This window comes from Ochrobactrum sp. AP1BH01-1, assembly GCF_018066705.1.
In the GTDB taxonomy this organism is placed as follows: domain Bacteria; phylum Pseudomonadota; class Alphaproteobacteria; order Rhizobiales; family Rhizobiaceae; genus Brucella.
This window is the reverse complement of record NZ_JAGPOU010000005.1, coordinates 162,054-186,440: the sequence shown is the minus strand read 5'-3', so window position 1 is coordinate 186,440 and position 24,387 is coordinate 162,054. Positions and strand designations below refer to the sequence as shown.

Here is a 24,387-nt window from a genome sequence, read left to right as displayed (position 1 = left end):
AACCTCTCGAAAATCATCCGCACACCATAGCACGGCAATGGAACTTATTCGGCAGTCGATGCGGGCTTTCCACTCAATTTCGCGATGATCTCCGCGATCTGGCGGCGCAGGTTGTCAAAACTCCCGCTCGTATCGACGACGAAATCGGCCCTTGCGCGCTTTTCAGCGTCCGGCGTCTGGCGTGCGAGGATGGCATCGAGCTTTTCTTCGCTCATGCCCGGCCGCGCCAGCACACGCGCGCGCTGTATTTCGGCAGGGGCGGAGACAACCACGATCTTGTCCACGCGCTTGTCGCCACCTGTTTCGAAAAGCAGCGGAATGTCGATCAGCGCCAGAGCGGCGCCGGTTTCTTCCGCATCGCGGCGAAAGGCTTCTTCTTCCTCACGCACAAGCGGATGGACGATGGCTTCCAGTCTCTTCAGGGCTTCCGGTTTTCCTATGACGGCGGCCGAAAGCTTTTCCCGGTTGACCGCACCGTTTTCCACAGTGCCCGGAAACGCTGCCTCGATCAGCGGGGCAGCGCGGCCGGAATAGAGCCGGTGTACCGCGTCATCGGCGCTATAGATTGGCACGCCAGCTTCGGCGAACATGTTCGCCGCCGTTGTTTTTCCCATTCCGATAGAGCCGGTCAGACCAAGGATGATCATAAAGCACCAGCCTTTTTCATGTCATCCAGAATATGCTCACGCAGCGCGTTCGTCACTTGCGGCCTTTGGCCGAACCAGCGCTCAAAGCCCGGAACGGCCTGATGCAGCAACATGCCGAGCCCGTCCACCGTTGTCAGTCCGGCCTCTTCGGCTTTCTTAAGGAATGGCGTCTTGAGCGGCACATAAACAATATCGGTTGCGACCGCCTTTGATGACGCCTTGCCGAGATCGAGCGGGAACGTGTCCTCGCCGTCATGTCCGCTCATGCCGAGCGATGTCGTGTTGACGATCAGTCCGGCGTCGGAAATCAGATCGTGCGCCGCATCCCAGCCATGCGCCGAAACACGCGGTCCGAAATGGACTGCGAGATCCTGCGCCCGGCTCACCGTGCGATTGACGATGGCGACTTTCGTAAAGCCGCGCGACAAAAGCGCATGGACGATTGCGCGGCTTGCGCCGCCCGCACCCAGAACAAGGGCGCTGTCGGCATTGTCCCAGCCGGGAGCCGATGCATCGAGATTGGCGGCAAAACCGTAGGCATCCGTATTGCCGCCATGAAGCCTGCCATTTTCAAACCAGAGCGTGTTGACCGCGCCGATGGCTTTGGCGGCCTCATCCAGACTTTCCACGGCAGCAAAGGCTGCTTCCTTGTGCGGAATGGTGACATTGCCGCCGGCAAAACCCTGTTCGGCAAGCGTATCGGCAAAGGAAACAAATTCCTCCGGCTTCACTTCTATGGCTTCGTAAGAACCGTCAATGCCGAGTTCTTTCAGCCAGAAGCCGTGGATCAAGGGCGAGCGCGAATGCCGGATGGGAAAGCCGGTGACAAAAGCCTTGCGTCCTGTTGTGGCGGTCAAGTCAGCCATCGATCAGTTTTTCCTTGCGCAGTTCGGCCAGGAGCGGCAGCAGCGGCAGGCCGACAATCGTGAAATAATCGCCGTCGATCCTGTCGAAAAGCTGGATGCCGGGGCCCTCGACCTGATAGGCGCCGACGCTCGAAAGCGCGGCATCGCCGACGCGCCCGAGATAGCGGCCGACGAAGCCCGGATCGAGATCGCGCATGGTCATGCGGGCAATCGAAACGTGACGCCACAGGGTCTCGCCATCCTTCACCAGCACGACGGCGCTGTTCAACTGGTGCGTCTTGCCGGAAAATTTCAGAAGCTGGCGGCGGGCTGCTTCCATATCGGCAGGCTTGTGGAAAATCTCGTCGCCAAGCGACAATGTCTGATCGCAGCCGATGACCACCGCGCCGGGGTTCTTCTCGCTCACATCGACCGCCTTCGCCTCGGCCAGAACCTGCGCGACTTCCTCCGGCGTGGCGCCCGTTTCGTAAAGCGGGGCCTCCACCGCGCGTTCATCGATATCCGCGCTTGCCGTCGAAAATTCTATGCCGGCATTTTTCAGCAATGCCGAACGGAAAGGACTTTTGGAGGCGAGGATGAGTTCAGACATGATCGAAATCCCTTCTGTTCGTCTTTTCGCGCAGCAAAGCGAGGATAGCCGCGGCGGTTTCCTCGATCGACCGGCGCGACACATCGATGATCGGCCAGCCGTGCCGATTGCATATATTACGCGCATAGGCCAGTTCTTCCGAGATGGATACGCGGTCCGTGTAAAGCCCGGTATCCAGCGACGGCACATTGCCAAGCGGCCGGTTCTGGCGGATCTGCGAAATCCGTTCGGCAGTTGCGACCAGCCCCACGATCAACGGTCGTTTGGTCGTGAACAGCACTTCCGGCAGGGGAATGCCGAGCACGATCGGAACATTGGTGGCCTTGATGCCGCGATTGGCCAGATAGATGCTCGTCGGCGTCTTCGATGTGCGTGAAATGCCGACCAGAATGACGTCGGCTTCCTCTATATCGTAGGGCAATTGCCCGTCATCATGCTCCATCGTGAAATTGAGCGCGTCGATCCGCCGAAAATAATCGGCATTGAGGACATGCTGCGCGCTGGCGCGGCGATGCGCGGGCGCTCCGAGATAGGATTGAAACGTGTTCAGCACCGGCTCCAGCACGGAAACGCTCGGCACACCCATTTCGGCGCAGGTTTCGTCAATGATCGCCGCCAGTTTCTGGTCCACGATCGTATAGAGAACAATGCCCGGCTCCGCATCGATGCCTTCAAGAACCTTGCGCAGCTGCTTTTCGGTGCGGATCAGCGGATAGATGTGCTCGATGGCGCGCGCATTGGCATATTGCGCCGCCGCTGCGCGGCCTGCCGCCAGGAGAGTCTCTCCGGTCGCATCAGAAATCAGATGGAGATGAAAGTAGGAAAGCGATCTCACCACTGTTTTGTTGCCCTCCTGTTGACGGCTGTGCGTAAAGGCCGAATGTCTTCCACAAGCCATGGCAGGCCGTGGGAAACTTGGCAAGTCATCCACAGCGGGCGAACGTGTGGCGAGCGGTCATCAACATGTGTGGACAAGACTCATGAAACTGCGAAAGCCCGCCTTTATTCCCAGCTTTTCCACAAATGCCCAGGAACTGCGTCAATTCGTAACCTCTTATATTAAAAGAGGGAATTGCGTTTTCATTGTTTTTGGTCAGACTGTCGGTGAATGATTGCACAGGATGGCGTGGCTGCGTGGGACCTGTGGGGAAAAACAGGACAGAGCTTAATCCCCGATTCCAACAGACTCTAAGAATCAAAAGATTCCTGAATCATCCTTTCTTTATGAGAACCGCACTGGATAAGTTTCAGACCAGAACCGGTTAAAGCAACAAACAGGGTGGAATGGAAAAGACATGAAGCGTAAAGTCTTGAGAGTGATCGACGGTGAAGCGATCTTTCCACCTCCCATCTGGATGATGCGCCAGGCCGGGCGCTATCTTCCCGAATATCGCGAGACGCGGAAAAGGGCCGGGAGCTTTCTCGACCTCTGCTATTCGCCCGATCTGGCTGTCGAAGTGACGCTTCAGCCGATCCGCCGGTTTGGCTTTGATGCAGCCATTCTCTTTTCCGACATTCTCGTCATCCCCCATGCCCTTGGACGCGACCTTCGCTTTGAAGAAGGCAGGGGACCCTTGATGACGCCGATCGATGCCGACGAGATTTTCTGGCTTGAGACAGAAGGCGTCGCCAAAAGGCTTGAGCCGGTCTACGAGACGGTTCGGCTGCTGCGCGAGCAGTTGCCCGACGAAACCACGCTGCTCGGCTTCTGTGGCGCTCCCTGGACCGTTGCGACCTATATGATCGCCGGTCATGGCACGCCGGATCAGGCACCGGCCCGTCTTTTCGCCTATCGCTTCCCTGAAGCTTTTGAAAAGCTCCTGAACGATCTTGCCGATGTTTCCGCCGAGTATCTCATCGAACAGCTCGACGCCGGTGCCGATGCGGTCCAGATTTTCGATTCCTGGTCGGGCGTTCTGGACGAGGACTGCTTTGAGCGTTTCTGCATCCAGCCTGTTGCGCGGATCGTCCAGAAGGTGAGGGCGGTCTATCCCGAGGCGCGCATCATCGGCTTCCCGAAAGGGGCCGGGATGCTTTATGCGAGCTATCGCGAGAAGACCGGCGTGGACGCTCTCGGCCTCGACTGGTCAGTTCCCCTGTCCTTTGCCGCGTCCCTCCAGAACGAAGGCGCGGTACAGGGCAATCTCGATCCGCTGCGCGTCGTCGCCGGGGGCAGTGCGCTCGATGAAGGCGTGGATGCCATTCTCGACCGTCTCGGCCAGGGGCCGCTGATCTTCAACCTCGGCCACGGAATCACCCCGCAGGCGCCGATTGAAAATGTGCAACGCATGATCGACCGTATTCGCGGAGGAAAAGCATGAGCCAGACAGCTCCCGAAAATCGCGGCTCGGCAGTTGCCGTTCGCGCTATCGTCGCACTCGTCGTGGTGGCGCTCGGCGTCTGGGCATTGTTTCACGTGAATCCGGCCAACGCCTATCTCTGGGTCAAGTCGCTGCACGTGATTGCGGTCATCGCATGGATGGCGGGCATGCTCTATCTGCCACGGCTTTTTGTCTATCACACAGCCGCAAAACCCGGTTCCGAAACATCGGAAACCTTCAAGGTGATGGAAAAGCGGCTTTTGCGCTTCATCATCAACCCGGCCATGATGGTAACCTGGATCGCGGGCCTGTGGATGGCCTGGGAAATCTATGGCTTTCAGGGCGGCTGGCTGCATGCCAAGCTGCTGCTTGTCGTGCTGTTGTCCGGCCTGCACGGCTATCTGTCAAAATCCACGCGGCTTTTTGCGGAAGACCGCAACACGCGCTCGGCTAAGCATTGGCGAATCATCAATGAAGTGCCGACAGTTCTCATGATCCTGATCGTCATATTGGTGATCGTGAAGCCGTTCTGATCTGAAAAAGACTTTAAAAAAGAAACCCGCCAGTGTGGCGAAACCGAAATTTTCTCGAAGATTGCCCGTGAAAATGGAAATTTCGGCTTCAAAAGCCACACCGGCAACACCTTGAATTCGTGTGGTTTGCGGATTTGAAGTTATCGATGACCTGTCCATTTATGGGCAAGATAACTTCAAATCCGCCACACGGCCGGTTTTCTGCCATTTTTCTATTGCAGAAATTTCGCGCTATCCCTACATGAGACTTGCTCTGCATGCTGCAAATCGGTATGTAGTAAGCCTCTTCCCTTCAAGACAGCAGGCCTTCGATGCCGGTCACAACTCCATGTGGCCACCTTTCCGAACAACTGCATTTTCCCTTTATATTTACAAAGAGTTCCTCATCCATGCAGGAAATGAAACTACAAGAACTGAAAAACAAGACTCCGGTGGAGCTGCTGGCTTTTGCCGAGACGCTTGAGGTCGAAAATGCGAGCGCCATGCGCAAGCAGGAACTGATGTTCGCGATCCTCAAGAAGCTCGCCGCCCAGGACGTCGAAATTATCGGCGAGGGCGTCGTCGAAGTGCTGCAGGACGGATTTGGCTTCCTGCGCTCTGCCGATGCCAACTACCTGCCGGGGCCGGACGATATTTATATTTCTCCCTCGCAGCTGCGCCGTTTTTCTCTAAAAACCGGTGATACGGTCGAAGGACCGATCCGTGGTCCCAAGGAAGGCGAGCGTTATTTCGCGCTGCTCAAGGTCAATACGATCAATTTTGAAGATCCGGAGAAAATCCGGCACAAGGTTCATTTCGACAATCTGACGCCGCTCTACCCGAATGAGCGCTTCAAGATGGAACTCGAAGTACCGACCTCCAAGGATCTTTCGCCCCGCGTCATCGATCTGGTGGCGCCGCTCGGCAAGGGCCAGCGCGGTCTCATCGTCGCGCCGCCGCGCACCGGCAAGACCGTCCTTCTCCAGAACATCGCCCATTCGATCACGGCCAATCATCCCGAATGCTATCTGATCGTTCTTCTGATCGATGAACGTCCGGAAGAAGTGACCGACATGCAGCGTTCGGTGAAGGGCGAAGTGATTTCCTCGACCTTCGATGAACCGGCAGCGCGTCACGTTCAGGTGGCTGAAATGGTCATCGAAAAGGCCAAGCGCCTTGTCGAACATGGCCGCGACGTCGTGATCCTGCTCGATTCGATCACCCGCCTTGGCCGCGCCTACAACACGGTTGTGCCGTCTTCCGGCAAGGTTCTGACCGGCGGTGTGGACGCCAATGCATTGCAGCGCCCGAAGCGTTTCTTCGGTGCGGCGCGCAACATCGAAGAAGGCGGCTCGCTGACCATCATCGCGACGGCGCTGATCGATACGGGCAGCCGCATGGACGAAGTGATCTTTGAAGAATTCAAGGGCACCGGCAACTCGGAAATCGTGCTCGACCGTAAGGTGGCCGACAAGCGTATCTTCCCGGCCATGGACATTCTCAAGTCCGGCACCCGCAAGGAAGACCTGCTGGTTCCGCGTGCCGATCTGCAGAAGATTTTCGTTCTGCGCCGTATCCTCGCGCCGATGGGCACGACCGATGCGATCGAGTTCCTTATCGACAAGTTGAAGCAGACCAAGAGCAATGGCGAATTCTTCGATTCGATGAATACGTAATCGATAGTCTGCAAGCATGTGAAACGCCGCGCGGGAAACCGTTGCGGCGTTTTTGTTTCAGGATGCTTTACCAAGCAGCAGTCGTAACGCGTCGGCGCTTTCGACGGGCGGCAGGCAGACATGGCCCTTGCAGAACCATGCGGACGGTTGTTCCACGTCAGCGGTTCCTCCAGTCGGCAGTTCTATCGTCTGGCCGGGTTCGAACCGCACGAACTTGTCGACACGCCGTGGGTCTGGATTTCGATTCGCCGTCGAAACAAGTTCCCCGTCGTCCTCGGAGGCGACGACAAGGGAGAGCGGTTCAGCCGCAAAACGCGCTGCGTTCAATATGCCGATCTGCCCATATTGCTGCGCGAAAGCCCGTCCGAGCGCCTGTTCGATCAGCGTCTCGTTGCTCTGATAAAGTTCGATATTGCCGGTAGCGAGGAACAGTCTCGTCAATGCTTCGATGATCTGGCTGGTCGCGCTGGGTATCGCTTCATCATAATCCCCATAGGCGTGCAGGATGACGTCATCGGCGTCCAGCGCGGATAGTCGATAATTACCGGCGCCGTCCTTATGAGCGTCATCGAGCGCCCTCTTGAACTTCAAGGCATCATCGATGTAGGCGCGTTGGCTCGTCGCTTCATGAAGGGCGATGGCCGCGTTGATCATCGCTGCGTAATCGGTCGAAAGGGCAGGGTAGAGAAGCGAATTTTCCATGCGGCAATGCGCGATGCGGCCATCGCGAAAGCTGCTCATTATGGCGCGATAGGCACCCTCCGCCAGATTGATACAGTCCTGCCTGCCGAAGCTGCGGCCTGCTTCGGCCAGGGCCCGGATGGCAAGCCCGTTCCAATCGGTCAGCGCTTTCTCGTCCCGTCCGGGACGTATCCGCAATTCGCGACGCGCAAGCAGCTTCTGTCGCGATGCTTCAATCGACGGAGGCAATTTCGCGCTGTCATTGACGGCGTGAAGGCGGTTCAGGATGTTGTGACCTTCCCAGTTTCCGCCCGACGTGACGCCGTAATAGTCCTTGAAGGCTTTGCTGTCGTCGCCGAGTGCCTCATCGATCTCCTGTTCGCTCCAGACATAAAACCGTCCTTCTTCGCCTTCGCTATCGGCATCGAGACTGGAGGCAAAACTTCCATCCGACAAACGCATTTCCCGGATAAGCCAATCGATTATCTCTTCGATTCGCAGACGAAACAAATCAAGTCCGGTTTCGGCGAAAGCATAGTTCGCATGACGGATCAGCTGGGCGTTGTCGTAGAGCATTTTTTCGAAATGCGGCACCAGCCAGTCGGCGTCGGTAGAATAACGGCAGAGGCCGCCGCCCAGATGGTCATATATCCCGCCTTGCAGCATCGCTTTCAGCGAGAGGAGATAATTGTCGCGATGCGTTTCATTGCGGCCATAGAGCCAGGAGAGCCACAGATTGTCCATGAAAGGCGCATTCGGGAACTTTGGCGCTCCCTCTATGCCGCCACGGACCGGATCGATCAGGCTATTGATGCGTGTCGCGATCTCGTCAAACCGCTCAACCTCGTTCGTAACTGGGGCGATCTGTGCCGCCAGCCTGCCTTCCAGATGGTCGAAGACAGCCTGCGCATTATGGTTAATTTTCTCTTTATCCTTGTTCCAGAGATTGTTGACCGCGTGCAGCACATCGACAAAACCCGGCATATTGTAGCGCTTGTGCCGGGGGAAGTAAGTACCGCCCCAGAAGGGCTTGCCATCGGGGCGCAGAAACATGGTGAGCGGCCATCCGCCCTGCTGCCCCATCGCGCCCAGTGCCGCCATATATATCTGGTCAATGTCGGGCCGTTCCTCGCGGTCCACCTTCACATTGACGAAAAGCGCGTTCATGACCGCGGCTACATCCGGGTCTTCGAACGATTCATGCGCCATCACGTGACACCAATGGCAGGCGGCATAGCCGATTGACAGCAGAATGGGCCGGTCCAGTTCCTTCGCGGCATCCAGCGCTTGCCTATCCCATGGCTGCCAATGCACGGGATTATGCGCGTGCTGGCGCAGATAGGCGCTCGGCTCTTCGGCAAGGCGGTTGCTGTCAGCGAGGCGATTGCGGTCTAACTCTGTCATAAGGCTTTTCTTTCACTGCGCGAATGAATATGCCATTGCTTCAGCAATATTCGGCTGCTTCCCTTATGATTATAGGTCAGGAAATGGAATGAGCGAGGTCGCTTTCCCTCAAGATACGATTTTTGCTTTGTCGAGCGGGCGTTTGCCGTCTGGTGTGGCAGTGGTGCGCATTTCAGGCCCAAGAGTTAGATTCGTACTCGAAACGATCATTGGTTCCGTTCCGTCACCGCGTTACGCAGCATATAAGCTGTTCCGTAGCCGTAATGGTGATCCTGTTGACCGTGGACTAGTTCTCTTCTTCCCCGGACCAAACAGTTTCACTGGGGAAGACTGCGCAGAATTTCATTTGCACGGTGGCAAAGCCGTTGTCGAAAAACTGTTATCGGAGCTTGGAGAGCTCGCCGGGTGCCGCATAGCGGAAGCAGGGGAGTTCACAAGACGCGCTTTCTCCAACGGCAAGATGGATTTGACTATAGCCGAAGGCCTTGCTGACTTGATCGCGGCCGAAACGGAAGGGCAGAGGCGGCTTGCCTTGCAGGTTGCTTCCGGCACGCAGCGCGAATTGTACACCGAATGGCGCCAACGTCTGTTGCGCGCTCGTGCATTCATCGAGGCGGAGCTGGACTTCGCCGATGAAAGCGATGTGCCGGGCTCGGTCTCGGAGCAGGTCTGGCAATCGCTGGCGCAGCTAAAGACAGAAATCGAGAACCATATTGCGAGCGGCAAGCGCGCTTCCATGCTGCGCGATGGTCTGCATGTCGTTATTGTCGGTGCGCCAAATGCCGGGAAATCCAGCCTGTTGAATTTTCTGGCCGGGCGCGAAGTGGCGATCATTTCCGAGGAAGCCGGAACCACCCGCGACCTTCTCGAGGTAAAGCTCGATCTTGGCGGCATTCCGGTCTATGTGACGGACACGGCAGGTCTGCGCGAAACGGAAAGTACCGTCGAAAAAATCGGCATTGAACGCGCTCGCGCCCGCATGGCCGACGCCGACCTGGTTCTGCTGCTGGAAGACATGAACGATCCCGTCGCCATCGCTACAGACGAGACGACTGCGGCTCTGTGGAAGGTCGGTACCAAAGCCGACCTGAGCGAGAAGGCACATGGCGAGTGGTCCTACCGCATCTCGACGAAAACAGGTGAAGGGCTGGACGGCTTGCTGACTGATCTGCAAAACTTTGCAGAAGCCCAAATCGGGCTGATTGAAGACGCAGTTCCTACGCGGCAACGGCATATCAGCCTTTTGCGATCTACTGTAGCCGAGATCGACAGGGCACTAAACGGAACAAGCCTCCCGCTCGAGCTACGCGCCGAGAATATGCGTTTGGCCTCGCAATATCTCGGACGGATTACTGGCGACGTTGACGTTGAGGAGATTCTGGACGTTATTTTTTCCCAGTTCTGCATCGGGAAATGATTCACGTGAAACACATTTGGAACCACCACGACATGAATTGTTTCACGTGAAACGTCTGTGGAATTCCGACACGCCAGTTGACTCCCCTCACCATTCATGAGTCGAGCTATATCCGATATTTGATCAAGCAGGCGCTCATTTGATCTTCCGTTCCAAGGCCAATCGTGGCAAAGAGACATCTTTCTGAAACGGATTCGAGTTGCGTCAGGATGAACCCAATGAGTTCGACCGAAGCTACAGCCTTTGATGTCATTGTAATTGGTGGCGGCCATGCGGGATGCGAGGCGGCTTCCGCTGCTGCACGCGCTGGAGCAAAAACCGCATTGGTGACGCACCGCTTTGATACCATTGGCGTTATGTCCTGCAATCCGGCCATCGGCGGATTGGGGAAGGGCCATCTCGTGCGCGAGATCGACGCCCTCGACGGTCTGATGGGGCGCGTCGCGGACGAAGCCGGTATCCAGTTCCGGCTCCTGAACCGACGGAAAGGGCCCGCTGTTCGCGGCCCTCGCACGCAGGCCGACCGCAAGCTGTATCGGCTTGCCATGCAGAAAATGATTGCCGCGCAGGGTAATCTGACTGTCGTGGAAGGCGGGGCTCATGACCTTCTGGAACAGGATGGACGGATCACCGGCGTCGTTCTGTCAGATGGGCGGACCTTGACATGCGGTGCTGTCGTTTTGACGACCGGCACGTTCCTCAATGGATTGATCCATATTGGTGAGAAAAAGATCCCGGCAGGCCGGATGGGTGAAAAGCCGGCACTTGGTCTTTCCGAACGGCTGACATCGTTCGGCTTTGCTCTTGGACGGCTCAAGACGGGAACGCCGCCGCGACTGGATGGTCGCACGATCGACTGGCAGAGCCTGGACATGCAGTCTGCCGATGAAGAGCCTGTGCCGTTCTCCCTGATGACGGATCGGATCACCACGCCGCAGATCGATTGTGGTATCACCCGCACGACACCGGAAACCCACGCGATCATTCGCGCCAACCTGCATCGTTCAGCGATGTACTCGGGCTCGATCGAGGGGATCGGACCGCGTTATTGTCCGTCGGTCGAAGACAAGATCGTCAAGTTTGGCGACCGTGACGGCCACCAGATATTCCTTGAGCCGGAAGGTCTGGACGATGATACGGTCTATCCAAACGGTATTTCTACATCGCTGCCGGAAGACGTCCAGCTCGATATATTGAAGACGATACCGGGGCTTGAAAAGGCTGTCATGCTGCAACCCGGATATGCCATCGAGTATGATTTCATCGATCCGCGTGAGCTGAAGCGCAGTCTCGAAACACGCAAGGTCAGTGGTTTGTTTCTGGCCGGGCAGATCAACGGCACGACCGGTTATGAAGAAGCTGGCGCGCAAGGGCTGCTTGCCGGTATCAACGCAGCGCGTCGGGCATCGGGCGGGGAGCCGGTTATTATCCAGCGTACTGAAGCCTATATCGGCGTCATGGTGGATGACCTTACTTCGCGCGGTGTCAGCGAACCTTATCGGATGTTTACCTCGCGGGCCGAGTTCCGGCTGTCGCTGCGTGCCGATAATGCCGATCAGCGTCTTACGCCGCTGGCGGACCGGCTCGGCATCTTGGGAAGCGCACGCAAGGAGCGATTTGAAGCGCGCGAAGCGGCTTTGAGCGAGGCGAGGGCATTGGCCAGGACGCTGACGATTACACCCAATCTCGCCAACCGCTACGATTTGCGTCTCAATCAGGATGGTGTTCGCCGTTCGGCCTATGATCTTTTGTCCTATCCGGAAATCGATCTGGATCGGCTAAAGTCGATCTGGCCTGAACTGGACAGCATCGATCCGGTCACGCGGGAAGCGCTGGAGATCGAGGCGCAGTATGCCGTCTATATGGATCGCCAGAAAAGCGACATCGCGGTCATGGAGCGCGAGGAGCAACTGCTCATTCCGGCAGGATTGGATATTGATGGAATATCCGGTCTTTCCAACGAGTTGAAGCACAAGCTTAAGCAGCGCAAGCCGGAAACGATTGCCGAGGCGCAGCGCGTCGACGGAATGACGCCTGCCGCACTGGCGCTTCTTATCGCCCAGATCAAGAAGTTCGGTTATCGCCATAAAGCATCCGCAGAACTCGGGCAGGGCGCTGCATGAGCGCCGATACGCGGTTTGAAAGCCTGAAAGCAATCGTACCCGCTGTTTCACGTGAAACAGCGGATCGTTTGATTGCCTTTGAAGAACTGTTTCGCAAATGGTCGAAAGCGATCAATCTTGCGTCGCCGTCGACCCTGAACGAGTTGTGGACGCGGCATATTCTGGACAGCGCGCAGCTTTTCCCCTTGGCGAGCGAGGCCAGACACTGGCTGGATATCGGCTCGGGTGGCGGGTTTCCGGGCATCGTGACGGCCTGTTTCCTCGCTGATGAAGCGGATGGCGCAATCGATCTCATCGAAAGCGCAGGGAAAAAAGCGGCATTTCTGCGCACGGCAGCGGGACATTTGCACGTACCCGCGCGGGTTCATTCAGCGCGCATTGAAACGATGTGGCAGAAAATCGAAACGCCGCAAGTGGTTACCGCACGCGCACTGGCTTCGCTGAACGATCTTTTCAGCTTGGCAGAGCCGTGGCTGACCAAGGGCGCAAAGGCGCTTTTCCAAAAAGGTCGGGATTATCAGCGTGAGATCGATGAAAGCCGTGTCGGTTGGAGTTTCGATCTGGTACAACATCAAAGTGCTATCGATCAGGCTTCGGTCATACTCGAAATCACCAACCTTCGGCGGAATAGCGCCTGATGACTGGTACTTTCGAACGGGCGGACAGCAGCAAGGCGACGGTGATGAACAAAATGTCCAGGATCATAACCATTGCAAACCAGAAAGGCGGCGTGGGCAAGACGACCACTGCCATCAATCTGGCCACGGCATTGGCAGCGATTGGCGAGACAGTACTGATTGTCGATCTCGATCCGCAGGGGAATGCCAGCACCGGTCTGGGCATTGATCGTCGCAATCGGCCCGTGTCTTCCTATGACGTGCTGACACAGGAATCCTCGGTTCCCGATGCGGCGATGCCGACCGATGTTCCAAACCTCCATATCGTGCCATCGACGCTCGACCTTCTTGGCATTGAAATGGAAATTGCCCAGTCAGCCGACCGCACGCGGCGTTTGCGCGATGCCCTCCGCTTCGATTCGGCGGTATCCGAACGCTTTTCCTACGTGCTTGTCGATTGTCCGCCGTCGCTCAATCTCCTGACGCTGAATGCGATGGCTGCGGCCGATTCCGTTCTGGTGCCCCTGCAATGCGAGTTCTTTGCGCTGGAAGGCCTAAGCCAGCTTCTGCAGACGGTGGATCAGGTGCGGTCAACCATCAATGCCGAGCTTTCGATCCAAGGCATCGTGCTCACCATGTTCGACAGCCGCAATAATCTCGCGGCGCAGGTGGTGGATGACGTTCGCGCTTTCATGGGCGAGAAAGTCTATCGTACGGTGATTCCGCGCAATGTGCGCGTATCGGAAGCGCCTTCACACGGGAAGCCGGCCATTCTCTATGATCTGAAATGCGCTGGCAGCCAGGCTTATTTGCAGCTCGCATCGGAAGTTATCCAGCGTGAGCGGCAGTTGCAGGCGGCATGAGCATGCTCCGGACCAATCGATTCGACGACGAAACAATTCAGGAATAAGCCGAACGATGAATGACGATCCTTCAAAAAAGCGCCTTGGCCGCGGTTTAGCGGCGCTGATCGGCGAAATCGACCGACCCGCGGAAGAGCGCAAGGCGCCCGTTCCCATCGAGCGGAATGTTCCGATTGAGTTCGTCACGCGCAATCCGCGCAATCCGCGCCGCATGTTTTCGGAAGGCGAGCTGGAGGATCTGGCGCAGTCGATCAAGGAGCACGGCGTCGTGCAGCCGATCGTCGTGCGCCCAGCGCCGGGGCAGCCGGACCGCTTCGAACTGATCGCGGGTGAACGCCGCTGGCGTGCTTCGCAACGGGCTGGCGTCGATACCATCCCAGTTATCGTTCGTGACGTCGATGATCGCGTCGCGCTTGAAATCGCAATCATCGAGAACGTGCAGCGCGCCGACCTGAATGCGGTTGAAGAAGCGCTTGGATATCAACAACTTATCGATAATCACGACTATACGCAGAACGATCTGGCGCAGGTCATCGGCAAAAGCCGCAGCCATGTTGCGAATACGCTGCGCCTGTTGAAGCTGCCGCAGCCAGTGCAGGATTTCATTGTCGATGGAGCGCTTTCGGCAGGCCATGCCCGCAGCCTCATCACCATGGAAAATCCGACCGCAATGGCGGAACGGATCGTCAAGGATGGTCTGTCGGTCCGTCAGGTCGAGGCACTTGCGCAGGCGGAAGCCCGCGGCGAAGCCGCTGCCAAACCGGCAAAGCCGGGTCAGGCCGAAAAGGATGCCGACACCAAGGCGCTTGAAAAGCTGCTTTCGGACGTTACCGGCATGAAGGTTGAGATCAATCATCGGGATCGCGGCGGGGACGTCAAGATACGCTATAGTTCTCTTGAGCAACTCGATGAGATTTGCCGCCGTCTTCAGAGCTGATTGTTAAGACGATAGCCCGAATATCAAAGGTCGCTGCAAAGAAATGCGGCGGGCTTTTTATTTTCAGCGTAAAATTACTAGAAGTGACTGCTAGAGCGTTTCATCTTTTGACGGAACCATATCCGGCATTTTCGAGATAGTTTTGGCATTCGGCGGGCTGGATGGTTTCGACCAGCCTGCCGATATGACGCCATGTGTCGTCGATGGTGCGCTTTTGTGCATTTCTCATCCAGTGTTTAATCTTGGAGAAGGCCTGTTCGATCGGATTAAGGTCCGGCGAATAGGGTGGCAGGAACCAGAGCCGCGCACCGGCTGCTTTGATCAATTGTCGGATGGCTGCCGACTTGTGGCTGCCGAGATTATCCATGACGACGATGTCGCCTGGCTTGAGTACCAGCACCAACTGTTGCTTGACATAGGCGCAGAAGCACTGGCCGTTCATCGGTCCGTCGAAGACACAGGGTGCTGTAAGCCGATCGTTTCTCAAGGCACCCAGGAATGTCAGCGTGCGCCAGTGGCCATGCGGTGCAAATGCCCGCAGTCGCTTGCCTTTTGGACCCCAGCCCCTGATCGGCGACATGTTGGTCTTGATCCAGGTCTCGTCGATGAAGACCAGCCTTTCGGGATCAAGATGATTTTGCAGGGCCTTCCATCGCTGTCTTCTGCGAGCAACGTCGGCACGCGCCTGCTCAAGGGCGAACAGCGTTTTTTTTGAAGCGCAGCCCTTCGCTGCGAATGAATTCCCAGATCGTATTGTGCGAGACGGAAATACCGCGCTCGGACAGCTCCGCCTTCAGACCATGCAACGTCAGGTGCGGGTTCTCGGCGAGCCGTTGCACAATGATATCACGATGCGGTTCGAGTATCCGCTTGCGATGGCCGCCCATCTTGCCGGGATGAACCGATCCGGTCGCACGATGGCGCTGCGACCATTTCACGACTGAAGACGGGGCAATTGCAAACCGCGCCGCCACACAACGAACGCTTTCGCCGTCCAGGACGGTGGCAACAACACGTTCGCGAAGATCATTCGATATCGGTGCGGTCATCGGATGCTGGCCTCCATCCAGCCAGCATCAATGAATCAGAACAAAACTGATTTGGGAACCGCTGTCGATTCAGAAAAAAACGGAAACGCTCTAGAGCATTTCCGGCAAAACTGTGAAACGTTTTGCGTTCGGAAATGCGGCAAAAACAACAGATAGAGCGGTTGCAACGGACCTATTATCGGCGGGAGTTCCGTAAGGATTCGACACTGATTGCCAGCAGGCACTGCCGGATGATGGGGATGGCGAGGCCCGCATTCTGGCGGCTTTCGAGAACGGCGCGTTGCAGGCGTTCCATGACGCGCGCAAGGCTTTCCCCGGTCCAGCGGCTTACGGCGTTTTCGATCAGTTTCTTGCGGTTGAAGAAGATCGGCGGGCGGGCCGCGGCCACAACGACAGAGGCACTTTTGCGCTCCGTGTCGGCAATATGGCGCAACGTCTGCACTTGCTGGAACTGGCGCATCGCCGTGTTGAGCAGCAGAAAGGGTGCCGTGCCGGATTTCACGACGCGATCGAAGGACACCTCGAAACGCGCCAGGTCGCCGGCCAGAACCGCGTCGATGACCTCATCGGTGGAAAGACCGGCCACATCACCGACAGCTTCACGCACATCGTCAATATCGATCCGCTCCTTTCCACGCGCGTAAAGGCAGAGCTTCTCAAGCTCGCCGCGTGTGGCAAGACGATCACCGCCGAGGCTCGCCCGCAGAAGCTGGCGTCCGTCGAGCGTGATCTGCATCTTCCATTCGGCAAGAACGTCGTCAATGACGCCATCGATCCCGCGACTATCATCGGAATAACAGGGCAGGGCCATGCCCGCAGACGCGTTCTCGACGGCACTGCGCAAACCCGCACCCTTCTTGAGATCGCCCGCCTCGACCAGAACGAATGTTTCCTGTGGCGGCTCGGTCGCGAGCAGCTTGATCGCTTCGGCAAGTTTCTTCTGTCCGGCGGCATTCTTGATCCAGATCAGGCGCTGGCCCCCGAACATGGAGATGGTGCGGGCTTCGTCGGCAAGTTTCGCGGGCTCAGCCTCGATCTCGTCGGCTTCCATGCGAATGACGGCAAACGGGTCATCCAGCGGCAGCTTGCTCGCCTCGGCAAAACGGCGCGCGCGTTCGCTCACCAGTCCCTTGTCGGGTCCGTAAAGCAGCACGACCGGGAATGAGCTCGTCGGTCTTGCCAGAAAACTATCGACTTCGTTTGCTTTCTTCTGCGCCATGAACGTTCACTAGCGCAATTCGCCTTCAAACAAAACAGCCGCCGCTCAAAACTGAACGACGGCTGTGAAACAAAGCTGTTTGCAAAAACTTATTCAATCAGCAATGCGTCGTCATCGAGCGTCTGGCCGCGCACCTTGCGGAACATTTCGATGAGGTCTTCCACGCCCAGCGTCTTGCGCTTGTCGCCGGTGACATCCAGCAGGATCTTGCCGCCGTGCAGCATGATCGTGCGGTCGCCATAATCGAGCGCCTGGCGCATGGAATGCGTGACCATCAGCGCGGTCAGATTGTTCTCGGCGATCAGCGTGCGGGTGAGTTCCATGACGAATTCGGCCATGCCGGGATCAAGCGCTGCCGTATGTTCATCGAGCAGCAGAACTTCCGAACCGGCAAGCGTCGCCATGATGAGTGAAAGGGCCTGACGCTGGCCGCCGGACAAGAGCTCCATGCGATCATGCATGCGGTTTTCCAGCCCCAGATTGAGGCTCGCCACCCGTTCGCGGAACCAGGCGCGGCGCTTGGAATTGAGCGCGTGGGTTAGGCCGCGCGCCTTGCCGCGCGAGGCGGCCAAGGCAAGGTTTTCCTCGATGGTCAGCGCGCCGCAGCTTCCCGCCAGCGGGTCCTGGAACACACGCGCCACCAGTCCGGCCCGCTCGGCTGTGGGCTTGCGGGTTACATCCTGGCCAGCGATGACGACCTTTCCGGCAGTGGGGATCACATCGCCGGCCAGAACACCGAGCATGGTCGATTTGCCCGCGCCGTTCGATCCAATGACCGTGACGAAGGAGCCCTTGTCCATGGTGAGGTTGATCCTGTTCAGGACCTGTTTTTCAAGGGGCGTGCCGCGACCGAACACGACATCGAGATTGGAAAGTTCGATCATGCCGATGCTCCTCCGCGACGCAGGCGCGGCAATATCAGGGCGAAGGTGACGAGAAGGGCGGTCGCGATGTTGAGATCGGACGCCTGCAGGCCAAGAACGTCACCGTTCGAAAGCGCAAACTGGATGGCAATACGATAGATGATCGAGCCAAGCACACAGCCAATCAGGATCATCAGAATGAAGCGGCTGCGCAACAGGGTTTCACCGATGATAACCGCTGCGAGGCCAACCACGATGGTGCCCACGCCGGAGGTCACATCGGCAAAGCCGTTTGTCTGTGCGAAGAGCGAGCCGCCGAGAGCCACCAGTGCGTTTGAAAGGGCCATGCCGAGATAGATCTGCCGGTCGGTGCGGACGCCCTGCGCGCGCGCCATTTTCGGATTGGCGCCGGTCGCGCGCATGGCAAGGCCCATATCGCTTTCCAGAAACCGCCAGACGGCAAACACCGCGATGGCGACCAGAACGAAGAGGAACAGCGGTCGTACGTAATATTCGGGAATGCCGTGGCCGAAGAACGGCGTCAGCATGGTGTCCTGATTGATGAGCGCAATGTTGGGACGCCCCATGACGCGCAGATTGACCGAGAACAGCGCGATCATGGTCAAAATGGAGGCGAGAAGATTGAGAATCTTGAACCGAACGTTCAATGTCGCGGTCACCAGCCCGGCGGCCGAACCGGCAATCATGGCAATGACTGCGGCCAGCCACGGATTCACGCCTGCAAGGATCAGCACGCCGGTTACGGCAGCACCCAGCGGAAACGAACCGTCAACCGTCAGATCGGGGAAATCGAGGACACGGAACGCCAGATAGACGCCGATGGCTACAAATGCAAAGACGAGGCCCAATTCGACCGCACCCCAGAAGGCGATCTGACTCACAGTGTCATTCCTTGTTTCTCGCCGTGACCGGATGAAAGCGGCCGCGTTTGAACGCGGCATCGATCATCGACGTCGCGGAAACCGGAATCCCGGCTGTTCCGCTCGGCCATTCAGTCACGACCGGTTTTGAGTTGAGTTCGTCCGAGCGCGCCGGACCGTTCCCCGGTTGTTCATGCGAAACCGCATTTTTGCGGCTTTATAGCCCAGGCGAGATACAACTCACAAGTTCCAGTGTGCAAGCAATATCGCTGCGCAGGCTCCGAAGTGCGGCATTTTGTGGGAGCAATCGCAATAAGGAGCATTTCCGACGAACCGGATTACGCGCAATGGGGATGCATTCTGGCCAAATAGACCAAGCCCATTTTTGAGGGGAGGCCAAAAAACTTTCATCGGGAAGGGAGGTGGTATTCCAGCTCTCCGGTCAAAAGTGGGGTGATCCACGCCCGTCTTCGGGTGAAAACCGTGGCCGGGACCTGGGATCTAGAGCGCATCCCGAAAAGTGCGAAGCGGTTTTCGGAACAAGGTGCGCGGAAAAACAAATGGATAGAGCGGCTCCGGCGACTCCGTTTTAAGCGGAGCCGCTCTAACGTGTTCATATGGTACGCAAACAGCAGCGGCCCGAGCAGCTCCAGCCGCTTTCCGTCCAACCGATTTCTGCGATGGAACCCAGATGAGGAGCTGTCGGCATTTTCCCCCATTACGATCAATGGCCAATGGTGAAACTGTTCCCGTTCGCGCCCTTCCATCCCAGCTTGGGCGTGTCGCAATTTTCATTAAATGTCCTGTCATGTTTTGCAAGTGCGCATTCTTGCTCGATAAGTCTTACATCTTTTTGCGCAGTGCTAACGCATCCTGCGCCTGTTACCATTAAAGCCACAAGCAAAGCAGAATTTATTGTCTTCATTTTACTATATAATCCTTGCATTTCATTTTTGATGTTGAACAATGAATTGCAAATTCAGCGGTTTTAGCGCTGAAATATACTTCATATTCATTGTTGTTGACGATCTGTACGAAATATGTGAGTGTTTACTCACATTGTCTACTCGCATTGGGGAATTACGCGATATGGCCAAGTTGAGAGCCACAAATCCCAGAAAATCGGCTTCGCAAGAAAGATCAAAAATGACGGTCGAAGCGATACTGGATGCGACTGCTCGCGTTTTGGTGCGTGAGGGATATGCCCGGACCAGCACAAATCGCATCGCTGCGGTAGCTGGTGTGAGCATCGGGTCGCTCTATCAATATTTTCCCAACAAGGAGTCGCTTGTGGCGGCGCTCGTCGCGCGGCACAATCGCGAAATTCTGGCCCTGCTGGAAAATGCCATGCAGGAATGCGCGTCCGACGACCTGAACAGCGCCATGCGGGAACTCATTCGCGCCATGATCGCTGCGCATCGGGTCGATCCCGAGCTCCACCGCATCCTGAAGGAAGAAGTCCCGAGAATTGGAAAACTGGCCGAGGTGGAAGCGATCCGCAAGGATACGCTACATCTGGTTCGCCATTATCTCGAGGAATGCAGGGACGACGTTCAGCTCAAGGACCTTGATACGGCTGCGTTTATTTGCGTAACCACCGTCGAGACGCTGACCCATGCCATAGTTCTCAACGACTGCGGGCATTCCCTGTCCGATGAAGACGAGATTGTGGAACATATTACACGGATGATCGCGGGATATCTGGGCACGGCACCGCTGCCCATCCGCCCTATCTTGAGAGAAGCGGCCTGATCCGGATTTTGGCGCACGGCCTCACGCATGACGGGCGCGGCCCGGCATGGAGCGCGATCTGGCTAAATCAGGCCCGCGCTCCGTTAAAATAGGAACCGCTCTAAAAGCCGGTAGAAGTTTTGTTCCGACATTTGCATCGACCCGCGAGGCAAATGTCGGAGACGGATCGCTGGATCAGTCGATCTTGCTGGTCGCGCGGTCGATAACGGCCTGCGGGAGCTCGACGCCCATCTTCTTGGCGGCGCCAAGATTGATGACGAGATCGGTGCCCTTGGCGATGTCGACCGGAATGTCGCCCGGCTTTTCACCCTTGAGGATCTTGACCACGACGGCGCCGGTCTGCTTACCGACATCGTAATAGTTGAAGCCGAGCGCCGCCAGCGCGCCGCGCTTGACCGAATCCGTGTCGGCGGTGAAGAGCGGCAGCTTGCTTTCCTCGGCAACGCCGACGGCGCTTTCGAGCGCCGAGACAATGGTGTTGTCGGTCGGCACATACATCGCATCCGCACGGCCGACGAGGGCACGGGCGGCCCCCTGAACTTCCGCCGACTTGGTGGCGGCCGATTCAACGATCTCGATGCCGTCGGCCGAAGCGGCTTCCTTCAGCGCTGCCAGCAGCGACACGGAATTGGTTTCGCCGGAATTGTAGAGATAGCCGAGCTTCTTGATGTTCGGCATCACTTCCTTGATGAGCTTGATATGTTCCGCCACCGGCGACATGTCGGAAAGGCCGGTCACGTTGCCGCCGGGCTTTGCCATGTCCTTGACGAGCTGCGCGCCAACCGGATCGGAAACGGCGGTGAAGACCACCGGAATGTCGCGGGTGGCCGAAACGACGGCCTGTGCAGACGGCGTGGAGATCGGGACGATCACATCCGGGCCTTCGCCGACGAACTGACGCGCGATCTGGGCTGCGGTTGCCGGGTTGCCCTGCGCCGACTGATAGACGAATTTGAGATTTTCGCCTTCCTTGTAGCCGGCTTCTGCCAGCGCATCCTTCACGCCGTCGCGCACGGCGTCGAGGGCCGGATGTTCAACGATGGCGGTTACGTCGACGGTGACGTCTTTTGCCTGTGCCGAGGTGGCAATGGCCGTTGCGGCCAGCAAGGCCAGAAGCATCGAACGCATGAAAATCTCCCCTGTTTTGGTGCGTTGCTTATCGGCAAACACCTTTTCTCCAATAACCTCAGATTGAAGGTTTATCCGCCTGTTTCGAGGCTTAATAGCGTCCGGATGGACTGTCAACGTATGGGGTAATTTGTAGGGAGAGGGAGCAACACCGACTCTTGATGCGTTAAAGTTACGTCACGTCGTCGATGTGCCGTTGTGCAATGTTTTTAATCCCCTGGTTGAGCCGCCATTTTTTCTGGCGAGCGCTGGTGCCGCATCTGTCCACGCAGCACAGCAGCTGTCCAAGTAGACAGTAAAATTTCCTCCATAAAGCGAATAGTATGCAACGCCACACTAAAAATATGCCTTATTGAAATGCTGTGCTTTAGTGTTGCGCGAAGTGTTATTTAATAATCATCAGGGTATAATTATGGCAACAACATCATATCTATTCAATGGCGTCGAAAATATAGAATATAACGACCTTCTTGATCGATGCAAAGAGGGTTTTCCCATAAGAAATAGTATCAATTGGGATTCCTTGCCCATTACTTTTCGAAGTGAAATTGACGATATTATCAATGCAAATGATTATTTGTTTATCTTTAAGAAAGATAAATACCTAAAGTTCTCCATTATCTGGAGAAAGGTCGTAGAAGGGCCGAGGCCGATTGTTGACGGTTGGTCCGGCCTTGCGGGAACCGGATTTGAGGACGGTATTGATGCCGCGGCGGAATGGCCAGACGTCACTGACAGAAGTCGTATCAATTGCGTATTGTTCACAAAAGGTGCAGAATGCATAACATATAATCTTGATGATAATACTATCATAAAGCAAAGCATAGCTGAAAAATTTTCTGCGGATGCATATCCGGAATTCTGCAATGATATTGACACTTTACACGTCTGGAAGTCGAATGCTGCTTCCTATGCCTATATTTTTAAGGGAAATAACTATATTAGATATAATTTAACAAGTAATAAGATCGACAAAGGCAGCGTTCAAATAGATAAATATTGGCACGGTGTTACATTTACTCAAATCCAGGCGTCTGTGTCGGTCGATAACGCTGCCATGGGCAGCTGCTGCCAGTGCGGCGATGCCGACAATGGACAATATTCTTTCCAGATTTCGCCCAACACCAAATTCGGGTTGACGGCTTATGCCAATAGCGACCGCCAACACACAGTCTCTGTCTATATTGATAATCAACTCGTTGATGCATTTTCTGGTAAAGGCGAGAGCAATACCGTCATTGGTATCAGGACGTATTCATCAGGTACCGGAAATATCTGTGTACGCATAGAGAAAGAGGGCGCCGAACCCGGAAAGGTGAACTTCTGTCATAACCGGCTGGATAGCATAACGAGGTCCATCACTATTGCGACGACGAGTGACACAGATGATAGCCCGCGGGATTGCACGGTCATTATCAATACTCCTCTATCCTGACATAAGGTTGAGATTGGAGGCGATGCCTCCAATCTGACAATTTCGCCTCTTGCGATCCAAGGCTCCAAAATACTCGCTCTGAAAAGGCTCAACAGTCCATGAGACTTGATCTGTTCGATGATTTCATTTGTTGAGTTCGGTATTTATTGCTTCCTGAAGCGGTGGAGTGAAAGCCGGGGTTTCAAATATTGAACAGTGTGTTCCGTTCCCCGCCCTTTCAATCCTGGCTCGCGCCGCCATATTGGACGGGAACCAATCCTTTGCCCGCAATCAGGGAACATCACCATGAAGAAAATCGGCTTTCTTTCCTTCGGCCACTGGTCGCCGTCCCCGCAATCGGGAACCCGTTCCGCGAGCGATGCGCTTCTGCAATCGATAGACCTTGCTGTTGCCGCCGAGGAACTGGGTGCCGATGGCGCCTATTTCCGCGTTCACCACTTTGCCCGCCAGCTCGCTTCGCCCTTTCCGTTGCTCGCAGCCATTGGGGCGAAGACGAACAGGATCGAGATCGGCACCGCCGTCATCGATATGCGCTATGAAAACCCGTTCTATATGGTTGAGGATGCGAGTGCCGCCGACCTGATATCCAAGGGCCGTTTGCAGCTTGGCATCAGCCGCGGCTCGCCGGAACAGGTAATTGATGGCTGGCGCTATTTCGGTTACGCGCCGGAAGAGGGCAAGACCGATGCCGATATGGGCCGCCAGCATGGCGAGGTGTTTTTTGAGGCGCTGAAGGGGCAGGGCTTTGCCCAGCCCAATCCGCGTCCGATGTTTCCGAACCCTCCCGGCTTGCTGCGCATCGAACCGCATTCGGAGGGTCTTCGGGACCGTATCTGGTGGGGCGCCGCATCCGACGCCACGGCGGTGTGGGCGGCAAAGCTTGGCATGAACCTGCAAAGTTCGACCCTGAAGAAGGATGAGTCAGGTGAGCCGCTGCACATCCAGCAGGCCAAGCAGATACGCGCCTATCGCGAAGCCTGGAAAGAAGCCGGACATACGCGCACGCCGCGTGTCTCGGTGAGCCGCAGCATCTTCGCGCTGGTCGATGATCGCGACCGGGCCTATTTCGGCAATGGCGGCAAGGAGCAGGATTCCATCGGTTATATCGAGGAAGATCTGCGGGCCGTCTTCGGGCGGTCCTATGCTGGCGAGCCTGACCGGCTGATCGAGGAACTGGCCAAGGACGAGGCGATTGCCGAGGCCGATACGCTGCTTCTCACCGTGCCGAACCAGCTTGGCGTCGAGTACAATGCGCATGTGATCGAGTCGATCCTCAAGCATGTCGCGCCCGGTCTCGGTTGGCGATAATGGGCTGGCGATAATGGGCTGGCGGTGACGAGTTGGAAACAGGCGGTGAAAGCATGTCTCCCGAAAGTGGGAACCGGTTTCGGGATAAGACATGCGCAG

At 56.6% G+C, this 24,387-nt stretch carries 21 protein-coding genes; 11 read left to right on the top strand and 10 right to left on the bottom strand.

Going from position 1 to position 24,387, the window contains the following annotated elements; all coding sequences use genetic code 11:
- Positions 1-44: 44 nt before the first annotated feature.
- Genes coaE through J9800_RS18710 form a run of 4 tightly spaced genes read right to left on the bottom strand, consistent with a single transcriptional unit; the run spans position 45 to position 3,000 of the window.
- A complete protein-coding gene (gene coaE, locus J9800_RS18725; RefSeq protein WP_114214489.1) occupies positions 45-647 on the bottom strand; it encodes a dephospho-CoA kinase in 603 nt (200 codons plus the stop codon).
- Positions 644-1,513 (bottom strand): shikimate dehydrogenase, encoded by an 870-nt coding sequence (locus tag J9800_RS18720; RefSeq protein WP_114214490.1) that lies wholly within the window; start codon positions 1,511-1,513, stop codon positions 644-646. Before J9800_RS18720 ends, coaE begins: the two co-directional genes overlap by 4 nt.
- Positions 1,506-2,102, bottom strand: a complete 597-nt coding sequence (locus J9800_RS18715; RefSeq protein ID WP_286191813.1) for a Maf-like protein — start codon at positions 2,100-2,102, stop codon at positions 1,506-1,508. The genes J9800_RS18720 and J9800_RS18715 overlap by 8 nt, the downstream gene beginning before the upstream one ends.
- Complete coding sequence (locus tag J9800_RS18710; RefSeq protein ID WP_114214491.1) at positions 2,095-3,000, bottom strand: pyruvate, water dikinase regulatory protein; 906 nt, start codon at positions 2,998-3,000, stop codon at positions 2,095-2,097. The genes J9800_RS18715 and J9800_RS18710 overlap by 8 nt, the downstream gene beginning before the upstream one ends.
- Before the next feature lie 397 nt (positions 3,001-3,397).
- On the opposite strand from J9800_RS18710, the gene hemE reads away from it, so the two are divergent.
- From hemE to rho, 3 genes are all read left to right on the top strand, one after another.
- Positions 3,398-4,423 (top strand): uroporphyrinogen decarboxylase, encoded by a 1,026-nt coding sequence (gene hemE, locus J9800_RS18705; protein WP_114214492.1) that lies wholly within the window; start codon positions 3,398-3,400, stop codon positions 4,421-4,423.
- A complete protein-coding gene (gene hemJ, locus J9800_RS18700; protein ID WP_114214493.1) occupies positions 4,420-4,956 on the top strand; it encodes a protoporphyrinogen oxidase HemJ in 537 nt (178 codons plus the stop codon). Before hemE ends, hemJ begins: the two co-directional genes overlap by 4 nt.
- A 389-nt stretch (positions 4,957-5,345) precedes the next feature.
- Positions 5,346-6,611, top strand: a complete 1,266-nt coding sequence (gene rho, locus J9800_RS18695) for a transcription termination factor Rho (protein ID WP_105543315.1) — start codon at positions 5,346-5,348, stop codon at positions 6,609-6,611.
- A gap of 57 nt (positions 6,612-6,668) precedes the next feature.
- Here the strand turns inward: rho and J9800_RS18690 are convergent, their stop codons facing one another.
- Complete coding sequence (locus J9800_RS18690) at positions 6,669-8,696, bottom strand: thioredoxin domain-containing protein (RefSeq protein WP_114214494.1); 2,028 nt, start codon at positions 8,694-8,696, stop codon at positions 6,669-6,671.
- Positions 8,697-8,784: 88 nt separating this feature from the next.
- Between J9800_RS18690 and mnmE the strand changes: the two genes are divergently transcribed.
- From mnmE to J9800_RS18665, 5 genes are all read left to right on the top strand, one after another.
- Positions 8,785-10,113 (top strand): tRNA uridine-5-carboxymethylaminomethyl(34) synthesis GTPase MnmE, encoded by a 1,329-nt coding sequence (gene mnmE / locus J9800_RS18685; protein ID WP_114214495.1) that lies wholly within the window; start codon positions 8,785-8,787, stop codon positions 10,111-10,113.
- Positions 10,114-10,331: 218 nt separating this feature from the next.
- Positions 10,332-12,236 (top strand): tRNA uridine-5-carboxymethylaminomethyl(34) synthesis enzyme MnmG, encoded by a 1,905-nt coding sequence (gene mnmG / locus J9800_RS18680; protein WP_114214496.1) that lies wholly within the window; start codon positions 10,332-10,334, stop codon positions 12,234-12,236.
- On the top strand, positions 12,233-12,874 hold the full coding sequence (gene rsmG / locus J9800_RS18675) for a 16S rRNA (guanine(527)-N(7))-methyltransferase RsmG (RefSeq protein ID WP_114214497.1): 642 nt from the start codon (positions 12,233-12,235) through the stop codon (positions 12,872-12,874). Before mnmG ends, rsmG begins: the two co-directional genes overlap by 4 nt.
- Positions 12,875-12,918: 44 nt before the next feature.
- On the top strand, positions 12,919-13,716 hold the full coding sequence (locus J9800_RS18670) for a ParA family protein (protein ID WP_112586970.1): 798 nt from the start codon (positions 12,919-12,921) through the stop codon (positions 13,714-13,716).
- A 55-nt stretch (positions 13,717-13,771) separates the two neighbouring features.
- On the top strand, positions 13,772-14,653 hold the full coding sequence (locus J9800_RS18665) for a ParB/RepB/Spo0J family partition protein (protein ID WP_114214498.1): 882 nt from the start codon (positions 13,772-13,774) through the stop codon (positions 14,651-14,653).
- A gap of 100 nt (positions 14,654-14,753) precedes the next feature.
- On the opposite strand, the gene J9800_RS18660 is transcribed toward J9800_RS18665, so the two are convergent.
- The 4 genes from J9800_RS18660 to J9800_RS18645 all read right to left on the bottom strand — a co-directional run bounded on the left by J9800_RS18660 (position 14,754) and on the right by J9800_RS18645 (position 18,686).
- A protein-coding gene (locus J9800_RS18660) for an IS630 family transposase (protein ID WP_114214499.1) occupies positions 14,754-15,702 on the bottom strand; the annotation gives its coding sequence in 2 pieces (ribosomal slippage) (positions 14,754-15,365 and positions 15,367-15,702; 948 coding nt in all).
- Positions 15,703-15,877: 175 nt separating this feature from the next.
- Entirely contained in the window at positions 15,878-16,921 is a 1,044-nt protein-coding gene (gene holA / locus J9800_RS18655) for a DNA polymerase III subunit delta (RefSeq protein ID WP_114214500.1), read from the bottom strand.
- Between the two features lie 89 nt (positions 16,922-17,010).
- A complete protein-coding gene (locus tag J9800_RS18650; RefSeq protein ID WP_114214501.1) occupies positions 17,011-17,805 on the bottom strand; it encodes an ABC transporter ATP-binding protein in 795 nt (264 codons plus the stop codon).
- Positions 17,802-18,686 (bottom strand): ABC transporter permease, encoded by an 885-nt coding sequence (locus tag J9800_RS18645; protein WP_114214502.1) that lies wholly within the window; start codon positions 18,684-18,686, stop codon positions 17,802-17,804. The genes J9800_RS18650 and J9800_RS18645 overlap by 4 nt, the downstream gene beginning before the upstream one ends.
- 1,125 nt (positions 18,687-19,811) lie before the next feature.
- Here J9800_RS18645 and J9800_RS18640 point away from each other — a divergent pair.
- Positions 19,812-20,417, top strand: coding sequence for a TetR/AcrR family transcriptional regulator (locus tag J9800_RS18640; RefSeq protein WP_114214503.1), 606 nt, complete (start codon positions 19,812-19,814; stop codon positions 20,415-20,417).
- Between the two features lie 174 nt (positions 20,418-20,591).
- Here J9800_RS18640 and J9800_RS18635 read toward each other — a convergent pair whose 3' ends face one another.
- Entirely contained in the window at positions 20,592-21,545 is a 954-nt protein-coding gene (locus J9800_RS18635) for an ABC transporter substrate-binding protein (protein ID WP_114214655.1), read from the bottom strand.
- A 412-nt stretch (positions 21,546-21,957) separates the two neighbouring features.
- Here J9800_RS18635 and J9800_RS18630 point away from each other — a divergent pair, with 412 nt between their 5' ends.
- Both J9800_RS18630 and J9800_RS18625 read left to right on the top strand, forming a co-directional pair.
- A complete protein-coding gene (locus tag J9800_RS18630; RefSeq protein WP_162792613.1) occupies positions 21,958-22,980 on the top strand; it encodes a fucose-binding lectin II in 1,023 nt (340 codons plus the stop codon).
- A 285-nt stretch (positions 22,981-23,265) separates the two neighbouring features.
- A complete protein-coding gene (locus J9800_RS18625; protein WP_114214505.1) occupies positions 23,266-24,288 on the top strand; it encodes an LLM class flavin-dependent oxidoreductase in 1,023 nt (340 codons plus the stop codon).
- Positions 24,289-24,387: the final 99 nt, after the last annotated feature.

Excerpts from the sequence above, each read along its gene's own strand:
- rho (WP_105543315.1), top strand. The coding sequence starts at position 5,346 with ATGCAGGAAATGAAACTACAAGAACTGAAAAACAAGACTCCGGTGGAG.
- mnmG (WP_114214496.1), top strand. The coding sequence starts at position 10,332 with ATGAGTTCGACCGAAGCTACAGCCTTTGATGTCATTGTAATTGGTGGC.
- J9800_RS18665 (WP_114214498.1), top strand. The coding sequence starts at position 13,772 with ATGAATGACGATCCTTCAAAAAAGCGCCTTGGCCGCGGTTTAGCGGCG.
- mnmE (WP_114214495.1), top strand. The coding sequence starts at position 8,785 with ATGAGCGAGGTCGCTTTCCCTCAAGATACGATTTTTGCTTTGTCGAGC.
- J9800_RS18630 (WP_162792613.1), top strand. The coding sequence starts at position 21,958 with ATGGCAACAACATCATATCTATTCAATGGCGTCGAAAATATAGAATAT.
- hemE (WP_114214492.1), top strand. The coding sequence starts at position 3,398 with ATGAAGCGTAAAGTCTTGAGAGTGATCGACGGTGAAGCGATCTTTCCA.
- J9800_RS18710 (WP_114214491.1), bottom strand. The coding sequence starts at position 3,000 with ATGGCTTGTGGAAGACATTCGGCCTTTACGCACAGCCGTCAACAGGAG.
- J9800_RS18720 (WP_114214490.1), bottom strand. The coding sequence starts at position 1,513 with ATGGCTGACTTGACCGCCACAACAGGACGCAAGGCTTTTGTCACCGGC.
- J9800_RS18625 (WP_114214505.1), top strand. The coding sequence starts at position 23,266 with ATGAAGAAAATCGGCTTTCTTTCCTTCGGCCACTGGTCGCCGTCCCCG.
- J9800_RS18690 (WP_114214494.1), bottom strand. The coding sequence starts at position 8,696 with ATGACAGAGTTAGACCGCAATCGCCTCGCTGACAGCAACCGCCTTGCC.
- rsmG (WP_114214497.1), top strand. The coding sequence starts at position 12,233 with ATGAGCGCCGATACGCGGTTTGAAAGCCTGAAAGCAATCGTACCCGCT.
- J9800_RS18715 (WP_286191813.1), bottom strand. The coding sequence starts at position 2,102 with ATGTCTGAACTCATCCTCGCCTCCAAAAGTCCTTTCCGTTCGGCATTG.
- J9800_RS18670 (WP_112586970.1), top strand. The coding sequence starts at position 12,919 with ATGAACAAAATGTCCAGGATCATAACCATTGCAAACCAGAAAGGCGGC.
- J9800_RS18640 (WP_114214503.1), top strand. The coding sequence starts at position 19,812 with ATGACGGTCGAAGCGATACTGGATGCGACTGCTCGCGTTTTGGTGCGT.
- coaE (WP_114214489.1), bottom strand. The coding sequence starts at position 647 with ATGATCATCCTTGGTCTGACCGGCTCTATCGGAATGGGAAAAACAACG.
- hemJ (WP_114214493.1), top strand. The coding sequence starts at position 4,420 with ATGAGCCAGACAGCTCCCGAAAATCGCGGCTCGGCAGTTGCCGTTCGC.
- J9800_RS18650 (WP_114214501.1), bottom strand. The coding sequence starts at position 17,805 with ATGATCGAACTTTCCAATCTCGATGTCGTGTTCGGTCGCGGCACGCCC.
- holA (WP_114214500.1), bottom strand. The coding sequence starts at position 16,921 with ATGGCGCAGAAGAAAGCAAACGAAGTCGATAGTTTTCTGGCAAGACCG.
- J9800_RS18635 (WP_114214655.1), bottom strand. The coding sequence starts at position 21,545 with ATGCGTTCGATGCTTCTGGCCTTGCTGGCCGCAACGGCCATTGCCACC.